Origin of the sequence: Pseudomonas sp. Q12-87 (genome assembly GCF_001269755.1) — a bacterium.
Taxonomy (GTDB): domain Bacteria; phylum Pseudomonadota; class Gammaproteobacteria; order Pseudomonadales; family Pseudomonadaceae; genus Aquipseudomonas; species Aquipseudomonas fluorescens_S.
Window position 1 is genome coordinate 397,677 of the sequence record NZ_LHVI01000028.1, and the last position, 21,297, is coordinate 418,973.

Genomic DNA, 21,297 nt, shown 5'->3' on the forward strand with positions numbered 1-21,297 from the left:
AACAAGGCTGGGAGTGTAATCCTTCGCCGTACAATGAATAATCCAGCCAAAAGCAAAACATTATTGCCGCACAGGGATAATCATCGATGTCAGACAACCTCTGGGACGGGATCGACGAGTTCGTCGCCGTGGCCGAATGCAGCCAGTTCACCGCCGCGGCCGAACGTCTTGGGGTTTCGTCCTCCCACGTCAGCCGACAAATCGTACGGCTTGAAGAGCGCCTTCAGACGCGACTGCTCTATCGCAGTACGCGACGGGTCACCCTGACCGAGGCCGGCCAGACCTTTTTGCAGCATTGTCAACGCCTGCAAGATGGACGCGAGGAAGCCCTGCGGGCGGTGGGCGATCTCACCAGCGAACCCAAGGGCATGCTGCGCATGACCTGCGCCGTGGCCTATGGCGAGCGGTTCATCGTGCCGCTGGTGACAAGGTTCATGGGGCTTTATCCACAGTTGCGGGTGGACATTGAACTGAGTAACCGCCCGCTCGACCTGGTTCACGAATCGCTGGACCTGGCGATTCGCCTGGGCCGCCTGCAGGACTCACGCCTGGTTGCTACGCGCCTGGCACCGCGGCGCATGTACCTGTGCGCTTCGCCGTCCTACCTGGAACGTTATGGTCGGCCCCATAGCCTGTCAGAATTGAGCCGTCACAACTGCCTGATTGGCAGCTCCGATATCTGGCAGTTGGAGCAGAACGGGCGGGAATTTTCCCAACGGGTACAGGGAAACTGGCGCTGCAACAGTGGGCAGGCAGTGCTCGATGCAGCGCTGCAAGGTGTGGGTCTGTGTCAGTTGCCGGATTATTACGTGCTGGAACACTTGCACAGCGGCGCGTTGATATCGCTGCTGGAGGCTCATCAGCCACCGAATACGGCGGTGTGGGCGCTGTATCCGCAGCAGCGGCATCTGTCGCCGAAGGTGCGCAAGTTGGTGGATTACTTGAAGGAAGGGTTGGCGCAGCGGCCAGAGTATCGGGGGTGACCAGGATTATTTGTTGCCTGGGGTGATGCCATCGCGAGCTTGCTCGCGATGGCGCCGGCCCAGACGATGATGATCTAACGAGGAAACAGCTCCGGCTTAGTGCCGATTCGCCCAACGCTGGCGCAACCACTCCAGGTCTTCCGGCCGGGTGACCTTGATGTTATCCGCCCGGCCTTCGATCAACCGTGGCGCCTGCCCCGCCCACTCCATGGCAGACGCTTCATCGGTAATCAGCGCATCCGCCACCAGGCTGTCGGCGAGGGCTCGATGCAAGGCACCGAGGCGGAACATCTGCGGCGTGTAGGCTTGCCAGATCACGCTACGATCGACGGTCTCCAGCACGCGCCCATGCTTGTCGACGCGCTTGAGGGTATCGCGGGCCGGGACTGCCAGCAGGCCGCCAACCGGATCGTTTGCCAACTCGCTGAGCAGTGTGTCCAGGTCGTCCCGGGCCAGGTTCGGTCGGGCAGCGTCGTGCACCAGCACCCAATCGAAATCGTCGGCGCCTTGCTCGTGCAGATGCAGTAACGCGTTGAGCACCGAGTCCGAACGCTGTTCGCCACCTTCCACGCGCTGGATGCACGGGTCATTGGCACAGGCCAGGGTCGGCCAATAAGGATCATCGTGGGCAAGACTGACCACCACACCCTTGACGGTGGGATGGTCGAGGAAACAGCCAAGGCTGTGTTCAAGAATTGTGCGCCCGCCCAGTTGCAAGTATTGCTTGGGACGGTCCGCGGCCATTCGGGCACCGATGCCCGCGGCAGGAATCACGGCCCAGAAGGCCGGCAAACGGATGCTCATTGGGCCAACTGGTAGAGGGTTTCGCCCTCCTTGACCATGCCTAGTTCATGGCGAGCCCGCTCTTCGACGGTCTCCATGCCTTTTTTCAGTTCTGTCACTTCAGCGTCCATCACCCGATTACGCTCCAGCAGCGCCTCGTTCTCGGCATGCTGGTCGGCTATCTGTTGAGTCAGGTCAGCCACTTGCGCCAGGCTGCCATTACCCACCCATAGGCGGTATTGCAGGCCGGCCAGCAACAGGAGCAAGACAAGAAACAACCAATTGGGACTGCGCATCGAATATCAGGTATCCAGTGAAAAAAGACCGCCATGCCAAACTTTGAAGCGTCTGATAGCACGAAGCCTGGAAAACCCAGGCTTGTGCTTGATAAGGCATCAGATTAGAGGGAAAACCGCCGCTATGGCGACTTTTCCGACCTAAGCCGCTGTCTTTTTACCATTTACCGCTTAACCGCGAAACTCGGCGCGACCGTTGTACTTGGCCTTGCCATTCAATTGCTCTTCGATACGCAGCAATTGGTTGTACTTGGAAACGCGATCGGAACGGCACAGCGAACCGGTCTTGATCTGGCCCGCTGCGGTGCCCACGGCCAGATCGGCAATGGTCGAGTCTTCGGTTTCGCCGGAGCGGTGGGAGATCACGGCGGTGTAACCGGCCGCCTTGGCCATCTGGATGGCTTCCAGGGTTTCGGTCAGGGTGCCGATCTGGTTGAACTTGATCAGGATCGAGTTGGCGATCTTCTTGTCGATGCCTTCTTTCAGGATCTTGGTGTTGGTCACGAACAGGTCGTCGCCCACCAGCTGGGTTTTCTCGCCGATCTTGTCGGTGAGGATTTTCCAGCCGGCCCAGTCGGACTCGTCCAGGCCGTCTTCGATGGAGATGATCGGATAGCGTTCGGTCAGGCCCTTGAGATAGTCGGCGAAACCTTCGGCGGTGAACACCTGGCCTTCGCCGGACAGGTTGTACTTGCCGTCTTCGTAGAACTCGCTGGCGGCGCAGTCCAGGGCCAGGGTCACGTCGGTGCCCAGCGTGTAGCCAGCGTTGGCTACGGCTTCGGAGATGACTTTCAGCGCGTCTTCGTTGGATGCCAGGTTCGGTGCGAAACCGCCTTCGTCACCAACGGCGGTGCTCAGGCCACGGGCCTTCAACACGGCTTTGAGGTGATGGAAAATCTCGGTGCCCATGCGCAGGCCTTCGGAGAAGCTCTTGGCGCCAACCGGCTGCACCATGAACTCCTGGATATCAACGTTGTTATCAGCGTGCTCGCCACCGTTGATGATGTTCATCATCGGCACCGGCATCGAGTACACGCCCGGCGTACCGTTGAGGTTGGCGATGTGCGCGTACAGCGGCAGGTCCTGGTCCTGGGCAGCGGCCTTGGCAGCGGCCAGGGACACGGCGAGGATGGCGTTGGCGCCCAGGGTGGCTTTGTTCTCGGTACCGTCGAGCTTGATCATCGCGTGATCGAGGGCCTTCTGGTCGGCAGGATCCTTGCCCAGCAACAGGTCGCGGATCGGGCCGTTGATGTTGGCGACGGCCTTGAGCACGCCCTTGCCCAGGTAACGGCTCTTGTCGCCATCACGCAGCTCCAGCGCTTCGCGCGAGCCAGTGGAAGCACCGGACGGCGCGCAGGCGCTGCCGATGATGCCGTTGTCGAGAAGCACGTCCGCTTCAACAGTGGGGTTGCCACGGGAGTCGAGAACTTCACGACCTTTGATGTCGACGATTTTTGCCATTGTTGTAAACACTCCAAAGTTGACGAAAACGACGCAGCGAGAGGAAATCTTTTACCGTCGGCGGGTAGAAAGCGGCGGGCAGGCTTGCCGACGACAACGCCCGGCCCGCAGGCCAGAGCGTTAATCGAGCGGTACTTTACCGGAGAAAACCGCCTTAGGCGGTTTCTATCGTCGGAAAACCCTTGACCAGCTCGTCCAACGCCTTGAGCTGAGACAGGAAAGGTTCCAGCTTGTTCAAGCGCAGGGCGCAAGGACCGTCGCACTTGGCGTTGTCCGGGTCCGGGTGAGCCTCGAGGAACAGGCCGGCCAGGGACTGGCTGATGCCGGCCTTGGCCAGGTCGGTCACCTGGGCGCGACGACCGCCGGCGGAGTCGGAACGACCACCCGGCATTTGCAGCGCATGCGTCACGTCGAAGAACACCGGGTATTGGAACTGCTTCATGATGCCGAAGCCGAGCATGTCCACGACGAGGTTGTTGTAGCCGAAGCTCGAACCACGTTCGCAGAGGATCAACTGGTCATTGCCGGCCTCTTCGCACTTGCTCAGGATGTGTTTCATTTCCTGGGGGGCAAGGAACTGGGCTTTCTTGATGTTGATCACCGCGCCGGTCTTGGCCATCGCCACCACCAGGTCGGTCTGGCGCGACAGGAAGGCCGGCAGCTGGATGATGTCGCAGACCTCGGCGACGACCGCGGCCTGGGCAGGCTCGTGGACGTCGGTGATGATCGGCACGCCAAAGGCTTGCTTGATGTCCTGGAAGATCCGCATGCCTTCTTCCAGGCCCGGGCCACGGTAGGAGGTCACGGACGAGCGGTTGGCCTTGTCGAAGCTGGCCTTGAAGACATAAGGGATACCCAGTTTCTGGGTAACCTTCACGTACTCTTCGCAGACCTGCATCGCCATGTCGCGGCTTTCCAGCACGTTCATGCCGCCAAACAGCACCATGGGCTTGTCGTTGGCAATCTCGATGTCGCCGACGCGAATGATCTTCTGGGCCATCGTCTTATGCCTTTTTCTGGTGTTGAGCCAAAGCGGCCTTCACGAAACCGCTGAACAACGGATGACCGTCCCGTGGCGTCGAGGTGAACTCGGGGTGGAACTGGCAGGCGACGAACCATGGGTGGTCCGGGGACTCGACCACTTCCACCAGCGCGCCGTCACCGGAGCGACCGGAGATTTTCAGGCCGGCCTCGATCAGTTGCGGCAGCAGGTTGTTGTTCACTTCGTAGCGATGGCGGTGACGCTCGACAATCACATCCTTGGCGTAGCAGTCGTGCACCTTGGAGCCGGCTTCGAGCAGGCATTCCTGGGCACCGAGGCGCATGGTGCCGCCCAGGTCGGAGCTTTCGGTCCGCACTTCCACGGCGCCGGTGGCATCTTCCCACTCGGTGATCAGGCCCACGACCGGGTGGCCGCTGGCGCGGTCGAACTCGGTGGAGTTCGCGTCTTTCCAGCCCAGCACGTTACGGGCGAACTCGATGACCGCCACTTGCATGCCCAGGCAGATACCCAGGTAAGGCACCTTGTTTTCGCGAGCGTATTGCACCGCAGTGATCTTGCCTTCCACGCCCCGCAGGCCGAAACCACCCGGCACGAGGATCGCATCGGCGCCTTCGAGCAGACCGGTGCCCTGGTTCTCGATGTCTTCGGAATCGATGTAGCGCAGGTTGACCTTGGTGCGGTTGCTGATGCCGGCGTGACTCATCGCCTCGATCAGCGACTTGTAGGCATCCAGCAGTTCCATGTACTTGCCGACCATGGCGATGGTGACTTCGTGTTCCGGGTTCAGCTTGGCATCGACCACGGCGTCCCATTCGGACAGGTCGGCGCCGGCACACTGCAGGCCGAAGCGCTCGACGACGAAATCGTCCAGACCTTGGGAATGCAGGATGCCCGGGATCTTGTAGATGGTGTCGGCGTCTTCCAGGCCGATCACCGCGCGCTCTTCAACGTTGGTGAACTGGGCGATCTTGCGGCGCGAAGAGATGTCGATCGGGTGATCGGAGCGGCAGATCAGCACGTCAGGCTGCAGGCCGATGGAACGCAATTCCTTGACCGAGTGCTGGGTAGGCTTGGTCTTGGTTTCGCCGGCGGTGGCGATGTACGGCACCAGGGTCAGGTGCATCAGCATCGCGCGCTTGGCGCCGATCTCGAAACGCAACTGGCGGATGGCTTCGAGGAACGGCTGGGACTCGATATCGCCCACGGTACCGCCGATCTCGACCATCGCCACGTCGGCATCGCCCGCACCCTTGATGATGCGGCGCTTGATCTCGTCGGTGATATGGGGGATGACCTGGATGGTCGCGCCCAGATAATCACCGCGACGTTCCTTGCGCAGCACGTGCTCGTAGACACGGCCGGTGGTGAAGTTGTTGTTCTGGGTCATGGTCGTGCGGATGAACCGCTCGTAGTGGCCCAGGTCCAGGTCAGTCTCGGCGCCGTCGTGGGTGACGAACACTTCACCGTGCTGGAACGGGCTCATGGTGCCCGGGTCAACGTTGATGTACGGGTCCAGCTTGAGCATGGTGACCTTAAGTCCCCGCGCCTCCAGGATGGCCGCCAATGAAGCCGAGGCAATGCCTTTCCCCAATGAAGAAACAACACCGCCCGTGACGAATATGTAGCGCGTCATGAAAAACCCTAGAAGTCTGCGTTAAAGCGGTCCGAGCCGCCGGGGAAAGCGAAGGAAGGCCGAAGCCCCCGATCACCTGCATTAATCACAGTGCACCTTTCAAAAAAACCGCCGCGTTGGGACAGACCGGAAGTGAAGTCACCGGTACGTTGCTCGCTACACATTTTTTGGAATCGCCCAGCAAAGACTGCTTGGTAATCGGCAACTCCTGCAATTCAGGCGAATCCACAGAAGTTGTATCAAGAAGGGAGCGTAGTCTACCGGAAAGCCCCTTTCAGCTCAAACCCCGATCTTGGCTTCCTGGCTGCCAGATCAATTTCCAACTGCCATCAGCCGGTGCATCGAGCCCGCCCACGTTGGCCGCCGCCAGCAAACGTTCACCTTGATACAGCAGCGGCAATCGCCCGCGAACGAACGCCGGCACCCCGCTTTCGTTGAACAAACGCTTGAGATCACGATGTCCGCGCCCCGGCAACGCCATCACTTCACCGCCTTGACGATAGCGCACGCAAAGAGCTCCCGCAGGCGCCTTGCCGCTTAGCATTACCCGACCATTGTCCGGCAAGCGCAACGGTACCGAGGGATCGGCCCACGCGACGGGGCCCGAAACCGAACGCAGCCAGTGGTCGGATAACCACCAGGCGCGCCCGCCGGCCCGGTGCAGTTCACCAGCGGCCAGGCGCCAGATCGGGTGGGCTTCACTCGCCGCGTCGCGCAGCGAGTCCCAGCCGGACCAATGGTCGCTGTCGGGCAGTGTTGTCCTCGACGCCAGCCAATGGCTCAAGGCATTGCGCTGGCGAGCCGGCGACAAAGCCTGCAACGGCGCCAGCTCCAGCGAGGGCAAGCCAAGCCAGTCGAACGGGCCCGTGGTAGCGGCGTGAGCCAGGTCTATTACTGCCAGGTCATCGAGCAGGCCTTGGGCTTCAACCATATGGGCGGCGCTGCGTGCCAGGGTTGCCGAGGCCTTGGGCCAGTGCCCGACCACTATGGGCAAGACCTGCTGGCGCAGGTAGTTGCGTGCGTACCTGTGATCGTCGTTGGAAGGGTCCTCGATCCAGCTCAAGCCCTGCTGCGCGGCGTAGGTTTCCAGCTCCGCACGTGACACGTCGAGCAATGGACGAAGCAAATGGCCTTGGCCCAGGGGACGCTGCCTCGGCATCGCCGCCAACCCTCGCACCCCTGCCCCGCGCAGCAAACGAAACAACAGGGTTTCAGCCTGGTCGTCGCGGTGCTGGGCAGTGAGCAGCACTTCATTGCCGTGGATCGCGGCCAGGAAAGCCCCGTAACGCGCCTCCCTGGCAGCCCGCTCGACACTGGCGCCAGACTGGACCTCGACATGAATCACTTGCAACGGCACCCCAAGGGCGTCGCAGACCGAACGGCAATGGGCCGGCCACGTATCGGCCACAGCCTGGAGGCCATGGTGCACATGGATTGCACTGAGTGTTGGCAGGGAATGGTTTTTTGAGAGGGACGCGAGCAGGTGCAGCAGGACGGTGGAATCGAGGCCGCCGGAGAAAGCGATGTGCCAGGTGGCGGCGTTGCGCCAGGGAATGAGTTGGGTAAGCAGGCGGCTTGGCAGATCGTTGCTTGCGTTCATGGGTTTCAGCCTTGGCACAAATCAAATGTGGGAGCGGGCTTGCTCGCGAAGGCAGTGAATCAGTCAACACGGGGGTTGAATGTTAAACCGCTTTCGCGAGCAAGCCCGCTCCCACATTGGCTCCCCACAACTGCTGGAGACTTGGTCAGATCAGAGACCGTAGCTCATCAAACGCTCGTAGCGACGGGTCAGCAGCGCGTCGTTGTCGAACTTCTTCAGCATCGCCAGTTGCGAACCCAGCTCGGCACGAATCAGCGCCGCCGCCGCAGCCGGATCACGGTGAGCGCCGCCCACGGGTTCGTTGATTACTTTGTCGACGATGCCCAGGCCCTTGAGGCGCTCGGCGGTGATGCCCATGGCTTCAGCGGCATCCGGTGCTTTCTCGGCGGTTTTCCACAGGATCGATGCACAGCCTTCCGGCGAGATCACTGCATAAGTGGAATATTGCAGCATGTTCAACTGATCGCAGACACCAATGGCCAGTGCGCCGCCAGAACCGCCTTCACCAATCACGGTAGCGATGATCGGGGTTTTCAGGCGAGCCATGACGCGCAGGTTCCAGGCAATTGCCTCGCTCTGGTTACGCTCTTCGGCATCGATGCCCGGATAGGCACCCGGTGTGTCGATGAAGGTCAGGATCGGCATCTTGAAGCGTTCGGCCATTTCCATCAGGCGGCACGCCTTGCGATAGCCTTCGGGACGCGGCATGCCGAAATTGCGGCGCACCTTCTCGCGCACTTCGCGGCCTTTCTGGTGGCCGATCACCATGACTGGCTGGTCGTCCAGACGGGCGACGCCGCCGACGATCGCGGCGTCATCGGAGAAGTGACGGTCGCCGTGCAGCTCATCGAACTCGGTGAAAATGTGTTCGATGTAGTCCAGCGTGTAGGGACGACGTGGGTGACGCGCCAAACGCGCGATCTGCCAGCTGGTCAGCTTGCCGAAGATGTCTTCGGTCAGCGTGCGGCTTTTGTCCTGCAGACGAGAGATTTCATCGCCGATATTCAGCGAATTGTCATTACCGACCAAGCGCAACTCTTCGATCTTGGCTTGCAGGTCGGCGATCGGCTGTTCGAAATCTAGAAAATTCGGGTTCATAGGCGTCCGTCTTGGGTCGACGTCCAAGAGAGCTTGGGCCGGCCGGTTGTCTATTCGCGCCTACCTTAAGGGAGAGGCGCGTTCAGGTCGAGATTAAAAATTCAGGTCGAGATCAGGGGCAATCCGGTTTCAACAGTGGCCCCTGGCCGTCAACGGTATTGGAGGAAGACGTTGTCTTTGCCGAACTGGTCACGCAAGGCTTGAATCAACGCATCCGCCGGATCGATCCGCCAGCCTTCGCCAAACTGCAGCACAGCCTTGGCGTCGGGGCGCAGGTACTCCATGGTGATCGGGCAAGCGCCGCGATGACGCTTGAACAATTCGCCCAACCAGCGTAGCTGATCGCCCTTGAGATCCTGGGTTTGCAGCTTCAGGCGCAGGCTTTCGGCGAGGTTGGTACGGGCATCCTCCATGCTCATCACCCGCTTGACCCGCAGCCGCAGGCCACCGGAAAAATCATCGTTGCTGACCTCGCCTTCCACCACCACCATCGCGTCTGTCTGCAACAACGACTGCGCCGAGTGGAACGCCTCGGCGAACAATGACGCCTCGATGCGCCCGGAGCGGTCGTCGAGGGTGATGAACCCCATCTTGTCGCCCTTTTTGTTCTTCATTACCCGCAAGGCGATGATCATGCCGGCGACGGTCTGGGTGTCACGAGCCGGCTTGAGGTCGATGATTCGCTGGCGGGCGAACCGGCGGATTTCGCCTTCGTATTCGTCGATCGGGTGCCCGGTGAGGTACAGCCCCAAGGTGTCCTTCTCGCCCTTGAGGCGTTCCTTGAGGGTCAGTTCCTTGGCCTTGCGATGGTTGGCGTAGACATCGGCATCCTCTTCGACGAACAGCCCGCCGAACAGGTCGGCGTGGCCACTGTCGTGGGTGCGAGCCGTCTGTTCGGCGGCCTTGATCGCTTCTTCCATCGCCGCCAGCAACACCGCGCGGTTGCGGTCGATATTGGCCTGATAGGCCTTGGGCTCATCCTGGAAATAAGGGCCCAGGCGATCCAGCGCGCCGCTGCGGATCAGACCGTCGAGGGTGCGTTTGTTGATGCGTTTGAGGTCGACCCGCGCGCAGAAATCGAACAGGTCCTTGAACGGCCCGTCCTGGCGCGCTTCGGTGATGGCCTCCACCGGCCCTTCGCCCACGCCCTTGATCGCGCCCAGGCCATAAATGATCCGGCCCTCGTCGTTCACCGTGAACTTGAACTCCGAAGCGTTCACGTCTGGTGCGTCGAGGCGCAGCTTCATGGTCCGCACTTCTTCGATCAAGGTCACGACCTTGTCGGTGTTGTGCATGTCCGCCGAGAGCACGGCGGCCATGAACGGCGCCGGGTAATGCGCCTTCAGCCACGCGGTCTGATACGAGACCAGGCCATAGGCGGCGGAGTGGGATTTGTTGAAGCCGTAGCCGGCGAATTTTTCCACCAGGTCGAAAATGTTACCGGCAAGGTCAGGGTCAATGCCGTTGGTCGCGCAACCTTCAATGAAACCGCCGCGCTGCTTGGCCATTTCCTCGGGCTTTTTCTTACCCATCGCCCGCCGCAGCATGTCCGCGCCGCCAAGGGTATAACCGGCCATGACCTGGGCAATCTGCATCACCTGTTCCTGATACAGGATGATGCCATAGGTCGGTGCCAGCACCGGTTTCAAGCCTTCGTACTGATAATCCGAGTGCGGGTACGCCAGCTCGGCACGACCGTGCTTACGGTTGATGAAGTCATCCACCATGCCTGACTGCAACGGGCCCGGACGGAACAGGGCCACCAGTGCGATGAGGTCTTCGAGGCAGTCGGGCTTGAGCTTCTTGATCAGCTCCTTCATGCCCCGGGATTCAAGCTGGAACACTGCCGTGGTTTCGGCTTTCTGCAACAGGCTGTAGGTCGGCTTGTCGTCCAGCGGGATGAAGGCGATGTCCAGGGGTTCTTCGCCAACCTTGGCCCGATCGCGGTTGATGGTTTTCAGCGCCCAGTCGATGATCGTCAGGGTCCGCAAGCCGAGGAAGTCGAACTTCACCAGGCCCGCTGCCTCGACGTCATCCTTGTCGAACTGGGTCACCAGACCGTCGCCTGCCTCATCGCAATAGATTGGCGAGAAGTCCGTCAACTTGGTCGGTGCGATCACCACGCCACCGGCGTGCTTGCCGACGTTACGCACCACGCCTTCGAGCTTGCGGGCCATCTCCCAGATCTCGGCGGCTTCTTCATCGACCTTGATGAAGTCTCGCAGGATTTCTTCCTGTTCGTAGGCCTTTTCCAGGGTCATGCCGACTTCGAACGGGATCATCTTCGACAGACGATCCGCCAGGCCGTACGACTTGCCCTGCACCCGGGCCACGTCGCGCACCACAGCCTTGGCGGCCATGGAACCGAAGGTGATGATCTGGCTCACCGCGTTGCGACCGTACTTCTCGGCCACGTAGTCGATCACCCGGTCGCGACCGTCCATGCAGAAGTCGACGTCGAAGTCGGGCATGGATACCCGTTCCGGGTTGAGGAAACGTTCGAACAGCAGGTCATATTCCAGCGGGTCGAGGTCGGTGATCTTCTGCACGTAAGCCACCAGCGACCCGGCGCCCGATCCACGTCCCGGGCCCACCGGCACGCCGTTGCTCTTGGCCCACTGGATGAAGTCCATCACGATCAGGAAGTAACCGGGGAAGCCCATCTGGATGATGATATCCAGCTCGAAATTCAGCCGATCGACATAGACCTGGCGCTTGGCTTCGTAATCTTCGGTCGTGTCCTTGGGCAGCAGGACGCTGAGGCGCTCCTCCAGGCCATCGAAGGACACCTTGCGGAAATATTCGTCGATGGTCATGCCATCGGGGATCGGGAAGTTGGGCAGGAAGTGCTTGCCCAGCTTCACTTCGATGTTGCAGCGCTTGGCGATCTCGACGGTGTTTTCCAGCGCCTCGGGCAGGTCGCTGAACAACTCGGCCATTTCCTCAGCGCTCTTGAGGTACTGCTGGTCGCTGTAATTCTTCGAACGACGCGGATCGTCGAGAGCGCGGCCCTCGCCAATGCAGACGCGGGTCTCGTGGGCCTCGAAGTCCTCCTGCTTGATGAAACGCACATCGTTGGTCGCCACCAGCGGCGCGCCGATCTTGTCGGCCAGGGCCACGGCGGCATGCAGGTGTTCTTCGTCGTTGGGGCGATTGGTGCGCTGGACCTCGATATAGAAGCGGTCCGGAAATACCGCCATCCAGTCACGGGCCAGCACCTCGGCTTCCTCGGCATTGTCACTGAGCAAGGCCTGGCCGATTTCGCCCTCCTTGGCCGCCGACAGCATGATCAGGCCTTCGCTGGCCTCGGCCACCCATTCGCGCTCGATGATGATCGAGCCGTTGCGCTGGCCCTCGATAAAACCACGGGAAATCAGCTCGGTGAGGTTGCGATAACCCACGGCGTTCATCGCCAACAGGCTGATACGACTCAACGGCGCGTCCGGGTCCTTGTTCGACAGCCACAGGTCGGCGCCGCAGATCGGCTTGATCCCCGCGCCCATGGCAGCCTTGTAGAACTTGACCAGCGAACACATGTTGTTCTGGTCGGTGACCGCCACGGCCGGCATGTTCATGCCCACCAGGGTCTTGACCAGGGGCTTGATCCGCACCAGACCGTCGACCAGGGAATATTCAGTGTGCAGGCGTAGATGAACGAATGAAGCCGGCATAGTGATCCTGCGTTAAGTCATGAAAACAACAAGGCCCGGATTGTACCGGGCCTTGGGTAAAACATCAGCCTGCAACCCATGCCGTTCATTTGGATGATTGCATCCGTGGCGAGGGAGCTTGCTCCCGCTTGGGTGCGAAGCGCCCATAAGAAAGGGCTGCTGCGCAGCCCAGCGGGAGCAAGCTCCCTCGCCACGGTGAATCAGGTGAACCTTCAGCTTACGATCAAACCATCACGAGCTTCGTAGGCCAGCCGCACCGGGGCGAACGAGCGGCGGTGGATCGGCGTTGGGCCCAGGCGTGCCAGGGCTTCCAGATGAACGGGGGTCGGGTAGCCTTTGTGGCTGCCGATGCCGTAGCCCGGGTAGATCAACTCAAAGGCCGTCATTTCCCGGTCACGGCTGACCTTGGCCAGGATCGATGCCGCTGCGATGGCCGGCACCTTGCCGTCCCCCTGGATGACCGCCTCGGCACGCATCGACAGCTTCGGACAACGATTGCCATCGATCATCGCCAGTTTCGGCGTGATGTGCAGTCCCTGGACAGCCCGCTGCATGGCGAGCATGGTGGCGTGGAGGATGTTCAGCTCGTCGATTTCTTCGACTTCGGCCCGGGCGATGCACCAGCTCAGGGCTTTCTCGCAGATTTCGTCGTAGAGTTTTTCACGGCGGGCTTCAGTGAGCTTCTTCGAATCGTTCAGACCCAGGATTGGCCGGTTCGGGTCGAGAATCACCGCTGCCGTCACCACCGCGCCGCACAACGGGCCGCGCCCCACTTCATCGACACCGGCCACCAGCTCTTGCACTTCGGCGACCAGGTTGAAGTCCAAACCCATCTGCAGCTTTACGTTACTCATGGTTTTGCGCCAATCAGGGTCAGTACCGCATCCGCAGCCTGGTTTGAGGCATCGCGACGCAAGGTACGGTGGATTTCGTCGAAGCCCCGGGTCTGCTCCTGACCGCCGTCGATCAAGGGTGCAAGCGTGCTGGCCAGCGCCTCGGCCGTCGCATCGTCCTGCAGCAATTCAGGCACCAGCATGCGTTGGGCCAACAGGTTCGGCAAGGACACGTAGGGGCTCTTGACCATGCGCTTGAGAATCCAGAACGTCAGCGGCGCCAGGCGATAGGCAACCACCATCGGGCGTTTATACAGCAGCGCTTCAAGGGTAGCAGTGCCGGAGGCAATCAACACGGCATCACAGGCCGCCAACGCGTCATGGGAACGGCCATCGAGCAACGTGACCGGCAGATCGCGACCAACCAGTAGCGCCTCAAGTTGCGCCCGACGCTGCGGGCTGGCGCACGGCAGGACAAAACGCACGCCGGGACGCATCGTCAGAAGGCGCTGCGCCGCGTCGAAAAACAAGCCGCCCAGGCGACTCACTTCGCCGCCTCGGCTACCGGGCATCAGCGCCACCAGCGGGCCTTCGGGTAGGCCCAGCGCCTGGCGCGCCGCGGCGCGGTCAGCTTCCAGGGGAATGGTATCGGCCAGGGTGTGGCCGACAAACCGCACCGGCACGCCCTTCTCCTCGTAGAAGCGGGCTTCGAACGGCAGCAGCGTCAGCATCAGGTCGCAGCCTTCGCGGATCTTCAGCACCCGCTTCTGCCGCCAGGCCCACACCGACGGGCTGACGTAATGCACGGTCTTGATCCCGGCCTGGCGCAACTTGAGTTCGATATTGAGGGTGAAATCCGGCGCATCGATGCCGATGAACACATCCGGCTTCTCGTGGATCAGCGTCTCGATCAGCTTCTTGCGTCGAGCCAGCAGCTCGCGCAGGCGACCGAGCACTTCCACCAGCCCCATCACCGAAAGGCGCTCCATGGGGAAATAGGAAGTCAGCCCCTCGGCTTGCATCAATGGCCCACCGACTCCGATGAACTCGACCGCAGGATGCCTGGCCTTGAGCGCCCGCATGAGACCTGCGCCCAGAATGTCACCGGAAGCCTCTCCCGCCACCAGTGCAATACGCAAATTAGCCATGGTTAGCGAGTGATGCCGCGAGTCGAAGACTGGATAGAGTCGCGGAAGATGGCGACTTCCGGATGCTGCGCCGACGCCTCGGCCAATTCGGCAAGCGCCTGCTCGACCGTCAGGCCCTGGCGATACACGACCTTGTAGGCGCGACGCAACGCCGTGATGGCCTCTTCGCTGAAACCGCGACGGCGCATGCCTTCGAAGTTCATGCTGCGGGCTTCGGCGGGGTTGCCGAACACCGTGACGTAGGCCGGCACATCCTTGCCAATGGCGGTCCCCATGCCAGAGAAGCTGTGGGCGCCGATATGGCAATACTGGTGCACCAGGGTAAAACCGGACAGGATCGCCCAGTCATCCACATGCACATGGCCCGCCAACGCGGTGTTGTTGACCAGGATGCAGTGGTTACCGATAACACTGTCGTGGCCGATGTGCGCATAAGCCATGATCAGGTTGTGGTCGCCCAGGGTCGTTTCGCTGCGATCCTGAACGGTGCCACGGTGAATCGTCACGCCTTCGCGAATCACGTTGTGATCGCCAATGACCAGGCGGGTTTCTTCACCTTTGTATTTGAGATCGGGCGTGTCCTCGCCTACCGAGGAAAACTGGTAGATGCGATTGTGACGGCCGATCCGGGTCGGTCCCTTGAGCACTACGTGGGGACCGATCACCGTACCCTCGCCGATTTCCACACCTGCGCCGATGATCGACCACGGGCCGACCTCGACATCGGCGGCCAGGACGGCCGTCGGATCGATGATTGCGCGAGGGTCGATCAAACTCATAGTTTGCGTTCCGCACAGATGATTTCAGCGGAGCAGACCGGCTTGCCGTCGACCGAAGCCTGGCATTCGAACTTCCAGATCTGGCGCTTGCAACTGATGAACTTGGCTTCGAGGATCAATTGATCGCCCGGAGTGACCGGCTGGCGGAAGCGCAGCTTGTCGGAGCCAACAAAGTAATAGAGCGTGCCGTCGGCAGGCTTCACGTCCAGCATTTTGAAACCAAGGATCCCGGCAGCCTGAGCCATCGCTTCGATGATCAATACGCCCGGCATGATCGGATGCGCAGGGAAGTGACCATTGAAGAACGGTTCGTTGATGCTGACATTCTTGTAGGCGCGAATGCGCTTGCCTTCAACGTCAAGGTCCACCACCCGGTCCACCAGCAGGAACGGGTAACGGTGAGGCAGGTATTCGCGAATCTCGTTGATGTCCATCATTTCGGGGGGAAGCCTATGTAAAGATTGGGAGCGCACGAGTGACGCGCACTCCGCTAGCAAATCAAGATGCCCTAACGGCTGTGCACACTTGATATGGAAATGGTATCAGCCATCTGATGAAGCATTACCGCCAGGGGTCACGTCCCCTACACGCTTTTCCACCTGCTTGAGGCGCCGCGCAATGTCGTCGAGCTGACGGATACGCGCCGCGCTCTTGCGCCATTCGGCTGCCGGCTGCATCGCCGTACCGGACGAATAAGCACCCGGCTCGGTAATCGAGTGAGTCACCATGGTCATCCCGGTCAGGAATACGTTGTCACAGATATCGATATGCCCCACCAGCCCCACGCCACCGGCGAGCATGCAATGCTTGCCGATCTTGGTGCTGCCGGAAATCCCCACGCAAGCGGCCATGGCGGTGTGGTCACCGACCTGGACGTTGTGGGCGATCTGGATCTGATTGTCGAGCTTGACGCCATTGCCAATGACCGTGTCGGCCAGGGCGCCACGGTCGATGGCAGTATTGACGCCAACCTCCACGTCATCGCCCAAGGTGACGCCGCCGATCTGGGCAATCTTTTGCCAGATGCCTTTCTCGTTGGCAAAACCAAACCCTTCACCGCCCAGTACCGCGCCGGATTGAATCACTACGCGCTTGCCGATGCGTACATCGTGATAGAGCGTGACACGCGGCGCCAACCAGCCACCTTCACCGATCTCGCAACGCGCGCCAATGACGCAATGAGCGCCCAGCGTGACACCGGCACCGATACGGGCCGCGCTTTCGATGACCACGAACGGACCGACGCTCGCCGTGGGGTCGACCACCGCATCCGCCGCAATCACGGCGCTGGGATGAATACCGGCAACCGCCTTGGGCTTGGGGTCGAACAGGTGGGAGATCCGTGCGTACGCCAGGTACGGATCGGGCACGATCAAGGCGTCGCCGACAAACCCTTCGGCATCGGCAGCCTTGAGCAACAGCGCGGCAGCCCGGCTATCGGCCAGGTATTTGCGGTATTGGGGATTTGCCAGAAAGCTCAACTGAGCTGGGCCAGCCTCTTGCAAAGTGGCTAGCCCAGTGATTGCCTTCTCCGGGTCGCCACGCAGGGTGGCGCCGAGGAACTCGGCCAATTGGCCGAGCTTGATGGTCGCTGTCATGGATTACTTCAGCTGATTCATGCGCTCGATCACCTGGCGCGTGATGTCGTACTGCGGCTTGACATCGATGACTGCGCCACGCTCGAACACCAGGTCAAAACCACCTTTCTTGATGACTTCTTCCACGGCGCTGTCGAGTTTCGGCTTGAGCTGCTTGAGCATTTCACGGTCGGCAACGGCTTTGGCTTCGTTCAGCTCCTTGGACTGGAACTGGAAGTCACGGGCCTTTTGCTTGAATTCAAGCTCCAGACGCTCGCGCTCGCCCTGGGCCATCTTGTCCCCACCGGCGACCAGACGGTCCTGGATACCCTTGGCGCTGCTCTCCAGGCCCTTGAGCTTGGTCAGTTGCGGGCCGAATTTTTTCTCGGCATCCACGGCGTACTTCTTCGCCGCGTCGGACTCCAGCAAGGCCATCTGGTAGTTCAGCACGGCGATCTTCATGTCGGCAAAAGCCGGACCTGCGACCAGTACGGTCGCCAGGAGAACCAATTGAGTCAACTTACGCACGATGTACTCCTACAAAATCCATTGTCGTTATCTTGGGGCAGACAGTTAGAACGTCTGGCCGAGGGAGAATTGGAACACTTGGGTTTCAGCGTCATCCGGTTTCTTGATCGGCATCGCCAGCGCGAAGCTCAAAGGACCCAGCGCGGTGACCCAGGTCACGCCCACACCCACGGAACTGGCCATGTTGCTGAGGCTGATGTCGTTGCATTTGGCGTTGGACTTGGAGCCGTTGACGTTGGTGGTGTCATCGCAACTGGAGTCGAAGACGTTACCCACGTCCCAGAATACCGATGTGCGCAGGGAGCGTTGATCCTTGACGAACGGCATCGGGAACAGAACTTCCAGGCCGCCCTGGATCAGGACGTTACCACCAAATGGCAGCGGATCCTGGTCCGGGTCCGCCACTGTACCTGCGTTACCAGTGGCCGCCGCACCGCGGCTCGGCGTACTGCGTGGACCCAAGGTGCTGTCCTTGAAGCCACGCACCGAGTTGAAACCACCCGCGTAATAGTTCTCGTAGAACGGCAGGCCGTCAGTCGAGCCGTAGCCGTCACCATAACCCAGCTCGGTGTGCATGCGCAGGGTATAGGTGTCGGTCAGCGGCTGGAACAACTGGCCGCGATAATCAAGCTTGAAGAACGACAGGTCGCTGCCAGGCGTAGTGGTTTCGAATACCAGGCTCTGGGAATGACCACGCGTTGCCAGGACACCCTTGTTCAGGGTCGACTCGGACCAACCAGCGGATGCCTTGAAGTTCAGGTAGCTGTCGCCTTCCTTGTTTACGAAGTCGAAGATCTCGTCAACGGTGTAGCGGCCGGTGTTGATCTTGTCCTGCTGGGCGGTAAGGCCGAAGGTCAGGCGCGAGGTCTCGCTGATCGGATAGCCGACGTTGGCGCCGACACCGTAGCTGTCCACCGCATAGCTGGAAATATCGGAATCGAGCTCGTCATAGTCGGTGGTGCGATAGAAGGCGTTATAGCCCAGGCTCACACCGTCAGCGGTCCAGTAGGGGTCCACGAAGCCGAAGTTATAGCGAGTCTGGTATTCACTGCGGGTCAAGCCGATGCTGACCTTGTTACCGGTACCCAGGAAGTTGTTCTGGGTGATCGAGCCACCGAGGATCAGGCCGGCGCTCTGGGCGAAACCGACGCTGGCGGTGATCGAGCCGGAAGCCTGCTCTTCGACGCTGTAGTTCACATCGACCTGGTCATCGACGCCCGGCACCGCCGGTGTCTCGACGTTGACTTCCTTGAAGAAGCCCAGGCGCTCCAGACGGGTCTTGGATTGGTCGATCAGGTAGGTCGAAGCCCAGCCGCCTTCCATCTGGCGCATTTCACGGCGCAGCACTTCGTCCTCGGACTTGGTGTTGCCACGGAAGTTGATACGGTTGACGTAGGCACGCTTGCCCGGGTCCACGGCGAAGGTGATGTCGACGGTGTGGTCGTCATCGTGCGGCTGTGGCACGCCGTTGACGTTGGCGAAGGTGTAGCCCTCGTTACCCAGGCGACGTGTGATCAGCTCGGAGGTGGTGGTCATCAGCTTGCGCGAGAACACCTGACCCTTCTGCACCAGCAACAGCGACTTGACCTGGTCTTCAGGGACCTTCAGGTCACCGCTGAGCTTCACGTCGCGAACGGTGTACTTCTCGCCTTCGTTGACGTTGACGGTGATGTAGACGTGCTTCTTGTCCGGGGTGATGGACACCTGGGTCGAAGCGATGTCCATGTTGATATAGCCACGGTCCAGGTAGTAGGAACGCAGGCGCTCCAGGTCACCGGACAGCTTTTCACGGGCGTACTTGTCGTCGTTCTTGAAGAATGACAGCCAGTTGGTGGTCTTGAGTTCGAACAGGTCGATCAGGTCTTCGTCGGGGAAAACCGTGTTGCCCACCACGTTGATGTGCTGGATCGCCGCCACGGTGCCTTCGTTGATGTTGACCTTCAGGCCGACACGGTTGCGCGGCTGCGGGACCACCTCGGTGTCCACAGTGGCCGAGTAGCGGCCCTGGGCCACGTACTGGCGTTGCAGTTCGTTACGCACACCTTCGAGGGTTGCACGCTGGAAGATCTCGCCCTCGGCCAGGCCCGATTGCTTGAGGCCTTTCATCAGGTCTTCAGTGGAGATCGCCTTGTTGCCTTCGATTTCGATACTGGCGACCGACGGGCGCTCGACTACCGTGATGACCAGGACATTGCCGTCACGGCCCAGCTGGATATCTTGAAAGAAGCCGGTTTTGAACAGCGCACGAGTGGATTCCACCAGGCGCCGATCATCCGCCTGCTCGCCGACGTTCAGCGGCAAGGCGCCAAAGACGCTACCTGCGGATACCCGCTGGAGGCCATTGACACGAATATCAGAGATAGTGAAGGACTCGGCGTGAACTTCGGCGATCATCAATACGGTGAGAACCGCAGTTAGCAGCAGACGTTTCATGAAGTCCTTTCTTATTCCAACTGGCAATAAACAAACTGCCGCAAAATGCGGCAGATTCGCAATTCAGCGAAGCGTTACAGTCGACCCAGATCGTTGACGAGGGCAAGCAACATGACCCCGACCACCAAGCTGATACCGATCTGTATCCCCCAACCTTGCACCCGATCCGACAAGGGACGACCACGCGCCCACTCGATCAGATAAAACAGCAGATGCCCCCCATCCAGTACAGGAATGGGCAGCAAATTCAGAACTCCCAGGCTAATGCTCAGATAAGCAAGGAAATTCAGGAAATCAGCGACGCCCGACTGGGCAGAAGCGCCCGCCACTTTAGCAATGGTTATCGGTCCACTCAAGTTTTTTACCGAGAGCTCGCCGAACAACATTTTCTTCAGTGAGTCGAGGGTCAGTACACTCATGGTCCAAGTGCGCCGCGCACCCTCGCCAATCGCCGCCACAGGGCCGAAACTGACCTCGCGGATCATTTCCGGCGGCCAGTCGACAGCCTTGACGCCTGCGCCCAGGTAACCTGTCGGCGCCTTGCTCTCGCCACGGGCCGCCAGGGTGACCGGGACCTCGATTGGAGCACTGTCACGCTCGACGCGCAGCACAATTTTGGTATCAGGACGTACACGTACCGAATCGACCACCTGTTGCCAGTCGCCGATCGGCTGGCCGTCGAGTGCGAGCAACCGGTCGCCGGTCTTCAGGCCGGCAGCCTGGGCCGGGCCTTTCGGATCGAGCTCGGCGAGTATCGGCGGCAGTGCCGGGCGCCATGGGCGAATCCCCAGGGAACGGATCGGGTCCGGCTCGTCGGCGCCCTTGAGCCAGTTATCCAGCATCAGTTCCCGCGGCGAATCGATGGTGGAACCTTGCTCGCGGACCATCAGCTGCAACGAACCACTCTCGCCCAGGCGACGCACCAGTTGCAGATTGACTGCCGCCCAACCTGAAGTCGGCTCGCCGTCGATCGCAACGATTTCCTGCCCCGCCCCCAGCCCGGCCCGGGCGGCGACGCTGCCAGCTTCCACGCCGCCGATGACCGGTCGCACCTGCTCGCTGCCCAGCATGGCCAAGGCCCAGAAAAAAACCATGGCCAGCAAGAAGTTGGCGATCGGCCCCGCCGCCACGATGGCAATGCGCTGACGGACGCTCTTGCGGTTGAAGGATTGATCGAGCTGATCGACCGGCACTTCCCCCTCGCGCTCATCGAGCATCTTCACGTAGCCACCCAACGGGATCGCCGCCACGACGAACTCGGTGCCCTTTTTGTCGTGCCAGCGCAGCAAGGGCATGCCAAAGCCTACGGAGAAACGCAGGACCTTGACGCCACAACGGCGTGCGACCCAGAAATGACCGAATTCGTGAAATGTGACCAGCACCCCCAATGCCACCAGGGTGCCGACAATCATATAGAGCGCGCTCATCAGTTTTCTCCGCAATCCTGTCCAGGGCGACCCTGGCTAACGTA

Annotated in this window: 17 protein-coding genes; 1 reads left to right on the forward strand and 16 read right to left on the reverse strand. The window is 60.7% G+C overall.

Annotated features, from left to right (window positions below; genetic code table 11):
• The first annotated feature begins 86 nt into the window (after nt 1-86).
• The gene (locus AD663_RS21385; RefSeq protein ID WP_053214491.1) at nt 87-983 is read left to right on the forward strand and encodes a LysR substrate-binding domain-containing protein; all 897 of its coding nucleotides are present in this window, start codon (nt 87-89) and stop codon (nt 981-983) included.
• A 96-nt stretch (nt 984-1,079) separates the two neighbouring features.
• Here the strand turns inward: AD663_RS21385 and ispD are convergent, their stop codons facing one another.
• The 16 genes from ispD to rseP all read right to left on the reverse strand — a co-directional run bounded on the left by ispD (nt 1,080) and on the right by rseP (nt 21,253).
• Nucleotides 1,080-1,787: a 2-C-methyl-D-erythritol 4-phosphate cytidylyltransferase gene (gene ispD, locus AD663_RS21390; RefSeq protein ID WP_053214492.1), complete on the reverse strand. Its 708-nt coding sequence runs from the start codon at nt 1,785-1,787 to the stop codon at nt 1,080-1,082.
• Nucleotides 1,784-2,062, reverse strand: coding sequence for a cell division protein FtsB (ftsB, locus tag AD663_RS21395; protein ID WP_003184873.1), 279 nt, complete (start codon nt 2,060-2,062; stop codon nt 1,784-1,786). Before ftsB ends, ispD begins: the two co-directional genes overlap by 4 nt.
• A 171-nt stretch (nt 2,063-2,233) precedes the next feature.
• Nucleotides 2,234-3,523: a phosphopyruvate hydratase gene (gene eno / locus AD663_RS21400; RefSeq protein ID WP_003184875.1), complete on the reverse strand. Its 1,290-nt coding sequence runs from the start codon at nt 3,521-3,523 to the stop codon at nt 2,234-2,236.
• 154 nt (nt 3,524-3,677) lie between these two features.
• Nucleotides 3,678-4,523: a 3-deoxy-8-phosphooctulonate synthase gene (gene kdsA / locus AD663_RS21405; protein ID WP_003184878.1), complete on the reverse strand. Its 846-nt coding sequence runs from the start codon at nt 4,521-4,523 to the stop codon at nt 3,678-3,680.
• A gap of 4 nt (nt 4,524-4,527) precedes the next feature.
• Nucleotides 4,528-6,159: a CTP synthase gene (locus AD663_RS21410; RefSeq protein ID WP_003184880.1), complete on the reverse strand. Its 1,632-nt coding sequence runs from the start codon at nt 6,157-6,159 to the stop codon at nt 4,528-4,530.
• A 274-nt stretch (nt 6,160-6,433) separates the two neighbouring features.
• Nucleotides 6,434-7,759: a tRNA lysidine(34) synthetase TilS gene (gene tilS / locus AD663_RS21415; protein WP_053214493.1), complete on the reverse strand. Its 1,326-nt coding sequence runs from the start codon at nt 7,757-7,759 to the stop codon at nt 6,434-6,436.
• 150 nt (nt 7,760-7,909) lie between these two features.
• A complete protein-coding gene (locus AD663_RS21420; RefSeq protein ID WP_003184887.1) occupies nt 7,910-8,857 on the reverse strand; it encodes an acetyl-CoA carboxylase carboxyltransferase subunit alpha in 948 nt (315 codons plus the stop codon).
• Between the two features lie 149 nt (nt 8,858-9,006).
• Nucleotides 9,007-12,528: a DNA polymerase III subunit alpha gene (gene dnaE, locus AD663_RS21425; protein ID WP_003184889.1), complete on the reverse strand. Its 3,522-nt coding sequence runs from the start codon at nt 12,526-12,528 to the stop codon at nt 9,007-9,009.
• Nucleotides 12,529-12,740: 212 nt separating this feature from the next.
• The gene (gene rnhB, locus AD663_RS21430) at nt 12,741-13,367 is read right to left on the reverse strand and encodes a ribonuclease HII (protein ID WP_172680627.1); all 627 of its coding nucleotides are present in this window, start codon (nt 13,365-13,367) and stop codon (nt 12,741-12,743) included.
• Between the two features lie 11 nt (nt 13,368-13,378).
• Nucleotides 13,379-14,509 carry a lipid-A-disaccharide synthase gene (gene lpxB, locus AD663_RS21435; protein WP_053214495.1) on the reverse strand — a complete coding sequence of 377 codons (1,131 nt, stop codon included), beginning with the start codon at nt 14,507-14,509 and terminating at the stop codon, nt 13,379-13,381.
• A 2-nt stretch (nt 14,510-14,511) separates the two neighbouring features.
• Entirely contained in the window at nt 14,512-15,288 is a 777-nt protein-coding gene (gene lpxA / locus AD663_RS21440; RefSeq protein WP_003184895.1) for an acyl-ACP--UDP-N-acetylglucosamine O-acyltransferase, read from the reverse strand.
• On the reverse strand, nt 15,285-15,725 hold the full coding sequence (gene fabZ, locus AD663_RS21445; RefSeq protein WP_003184897.1) for a 3-hydroxyacyl-ACP dehydratase FabZ: 441 nt from the start codon (nt 15,723-15,725) through the stop codon (nt 15,285-15,287). The genes lpxA and fabZ overlap by 4 nt, the downstream gene beginning before the upstream one ends.
• A 105-nt stretch (nt 15,726-15,830) precedes the next feature.
• Nucleotides 15,831-16,886 carry a UDP-3-O-(3-hydroxymyristoyl)glucosamine N-acyltransferase gene (gene lpxD, locus AD663_RS21450; protein WP_003184899.1) on the reverse strand — a complete coding sequence of 352 codons (1,056 nt, stop codon included), beginning with the start codon at nt 16,884-16,886 and terminating at the stop codon, nt 15,831-15,833.
• 3 nt (nt 16,887-16,889) lie between these two features.
• Nucleotides 16,890-17,393 (reverse strand): OmpH family outer membrane protein, encoded by a 504-nt coding sequence (locus tag AD663_RS21455; RefSeq protein WP_003184901.1) that lies wholly within the window; start codon nt 17,391-17,393, stop codon nt 16,890-16,892.
• Nucleotides 17,394-17,438: 45 nt separating this feature from the next.
• The gene (bamA, locus tag AD663_RS21460) at nt 17,439-19,826 is read right to left on the reverse strand and encodes an outer membrane protein assembly factor BamA (RefSeq protein ID WP_003184903.1); all 2,388 of its coding nucleotides are present in this window, start codon (nt 19,824-19,826) and stop codon (nt 17,439-17,441) included.
• 74 nt (nt 19,827-19,900) lie between these two features.
• Nucleotides 19,901-21,253 (reverse strand): RIP metalloprotease RseP, encoded by a 1,353-nt coding sequence (rseP, locus tag AD663_RS21465; protein WP_053214496.1) that lies wholly within the window; start codon nt 21,251-21,253, stop codon nt 19,901-19,903.
• Nucleotides 21,254-21,297: the final 44 nt, after the last annotated feature.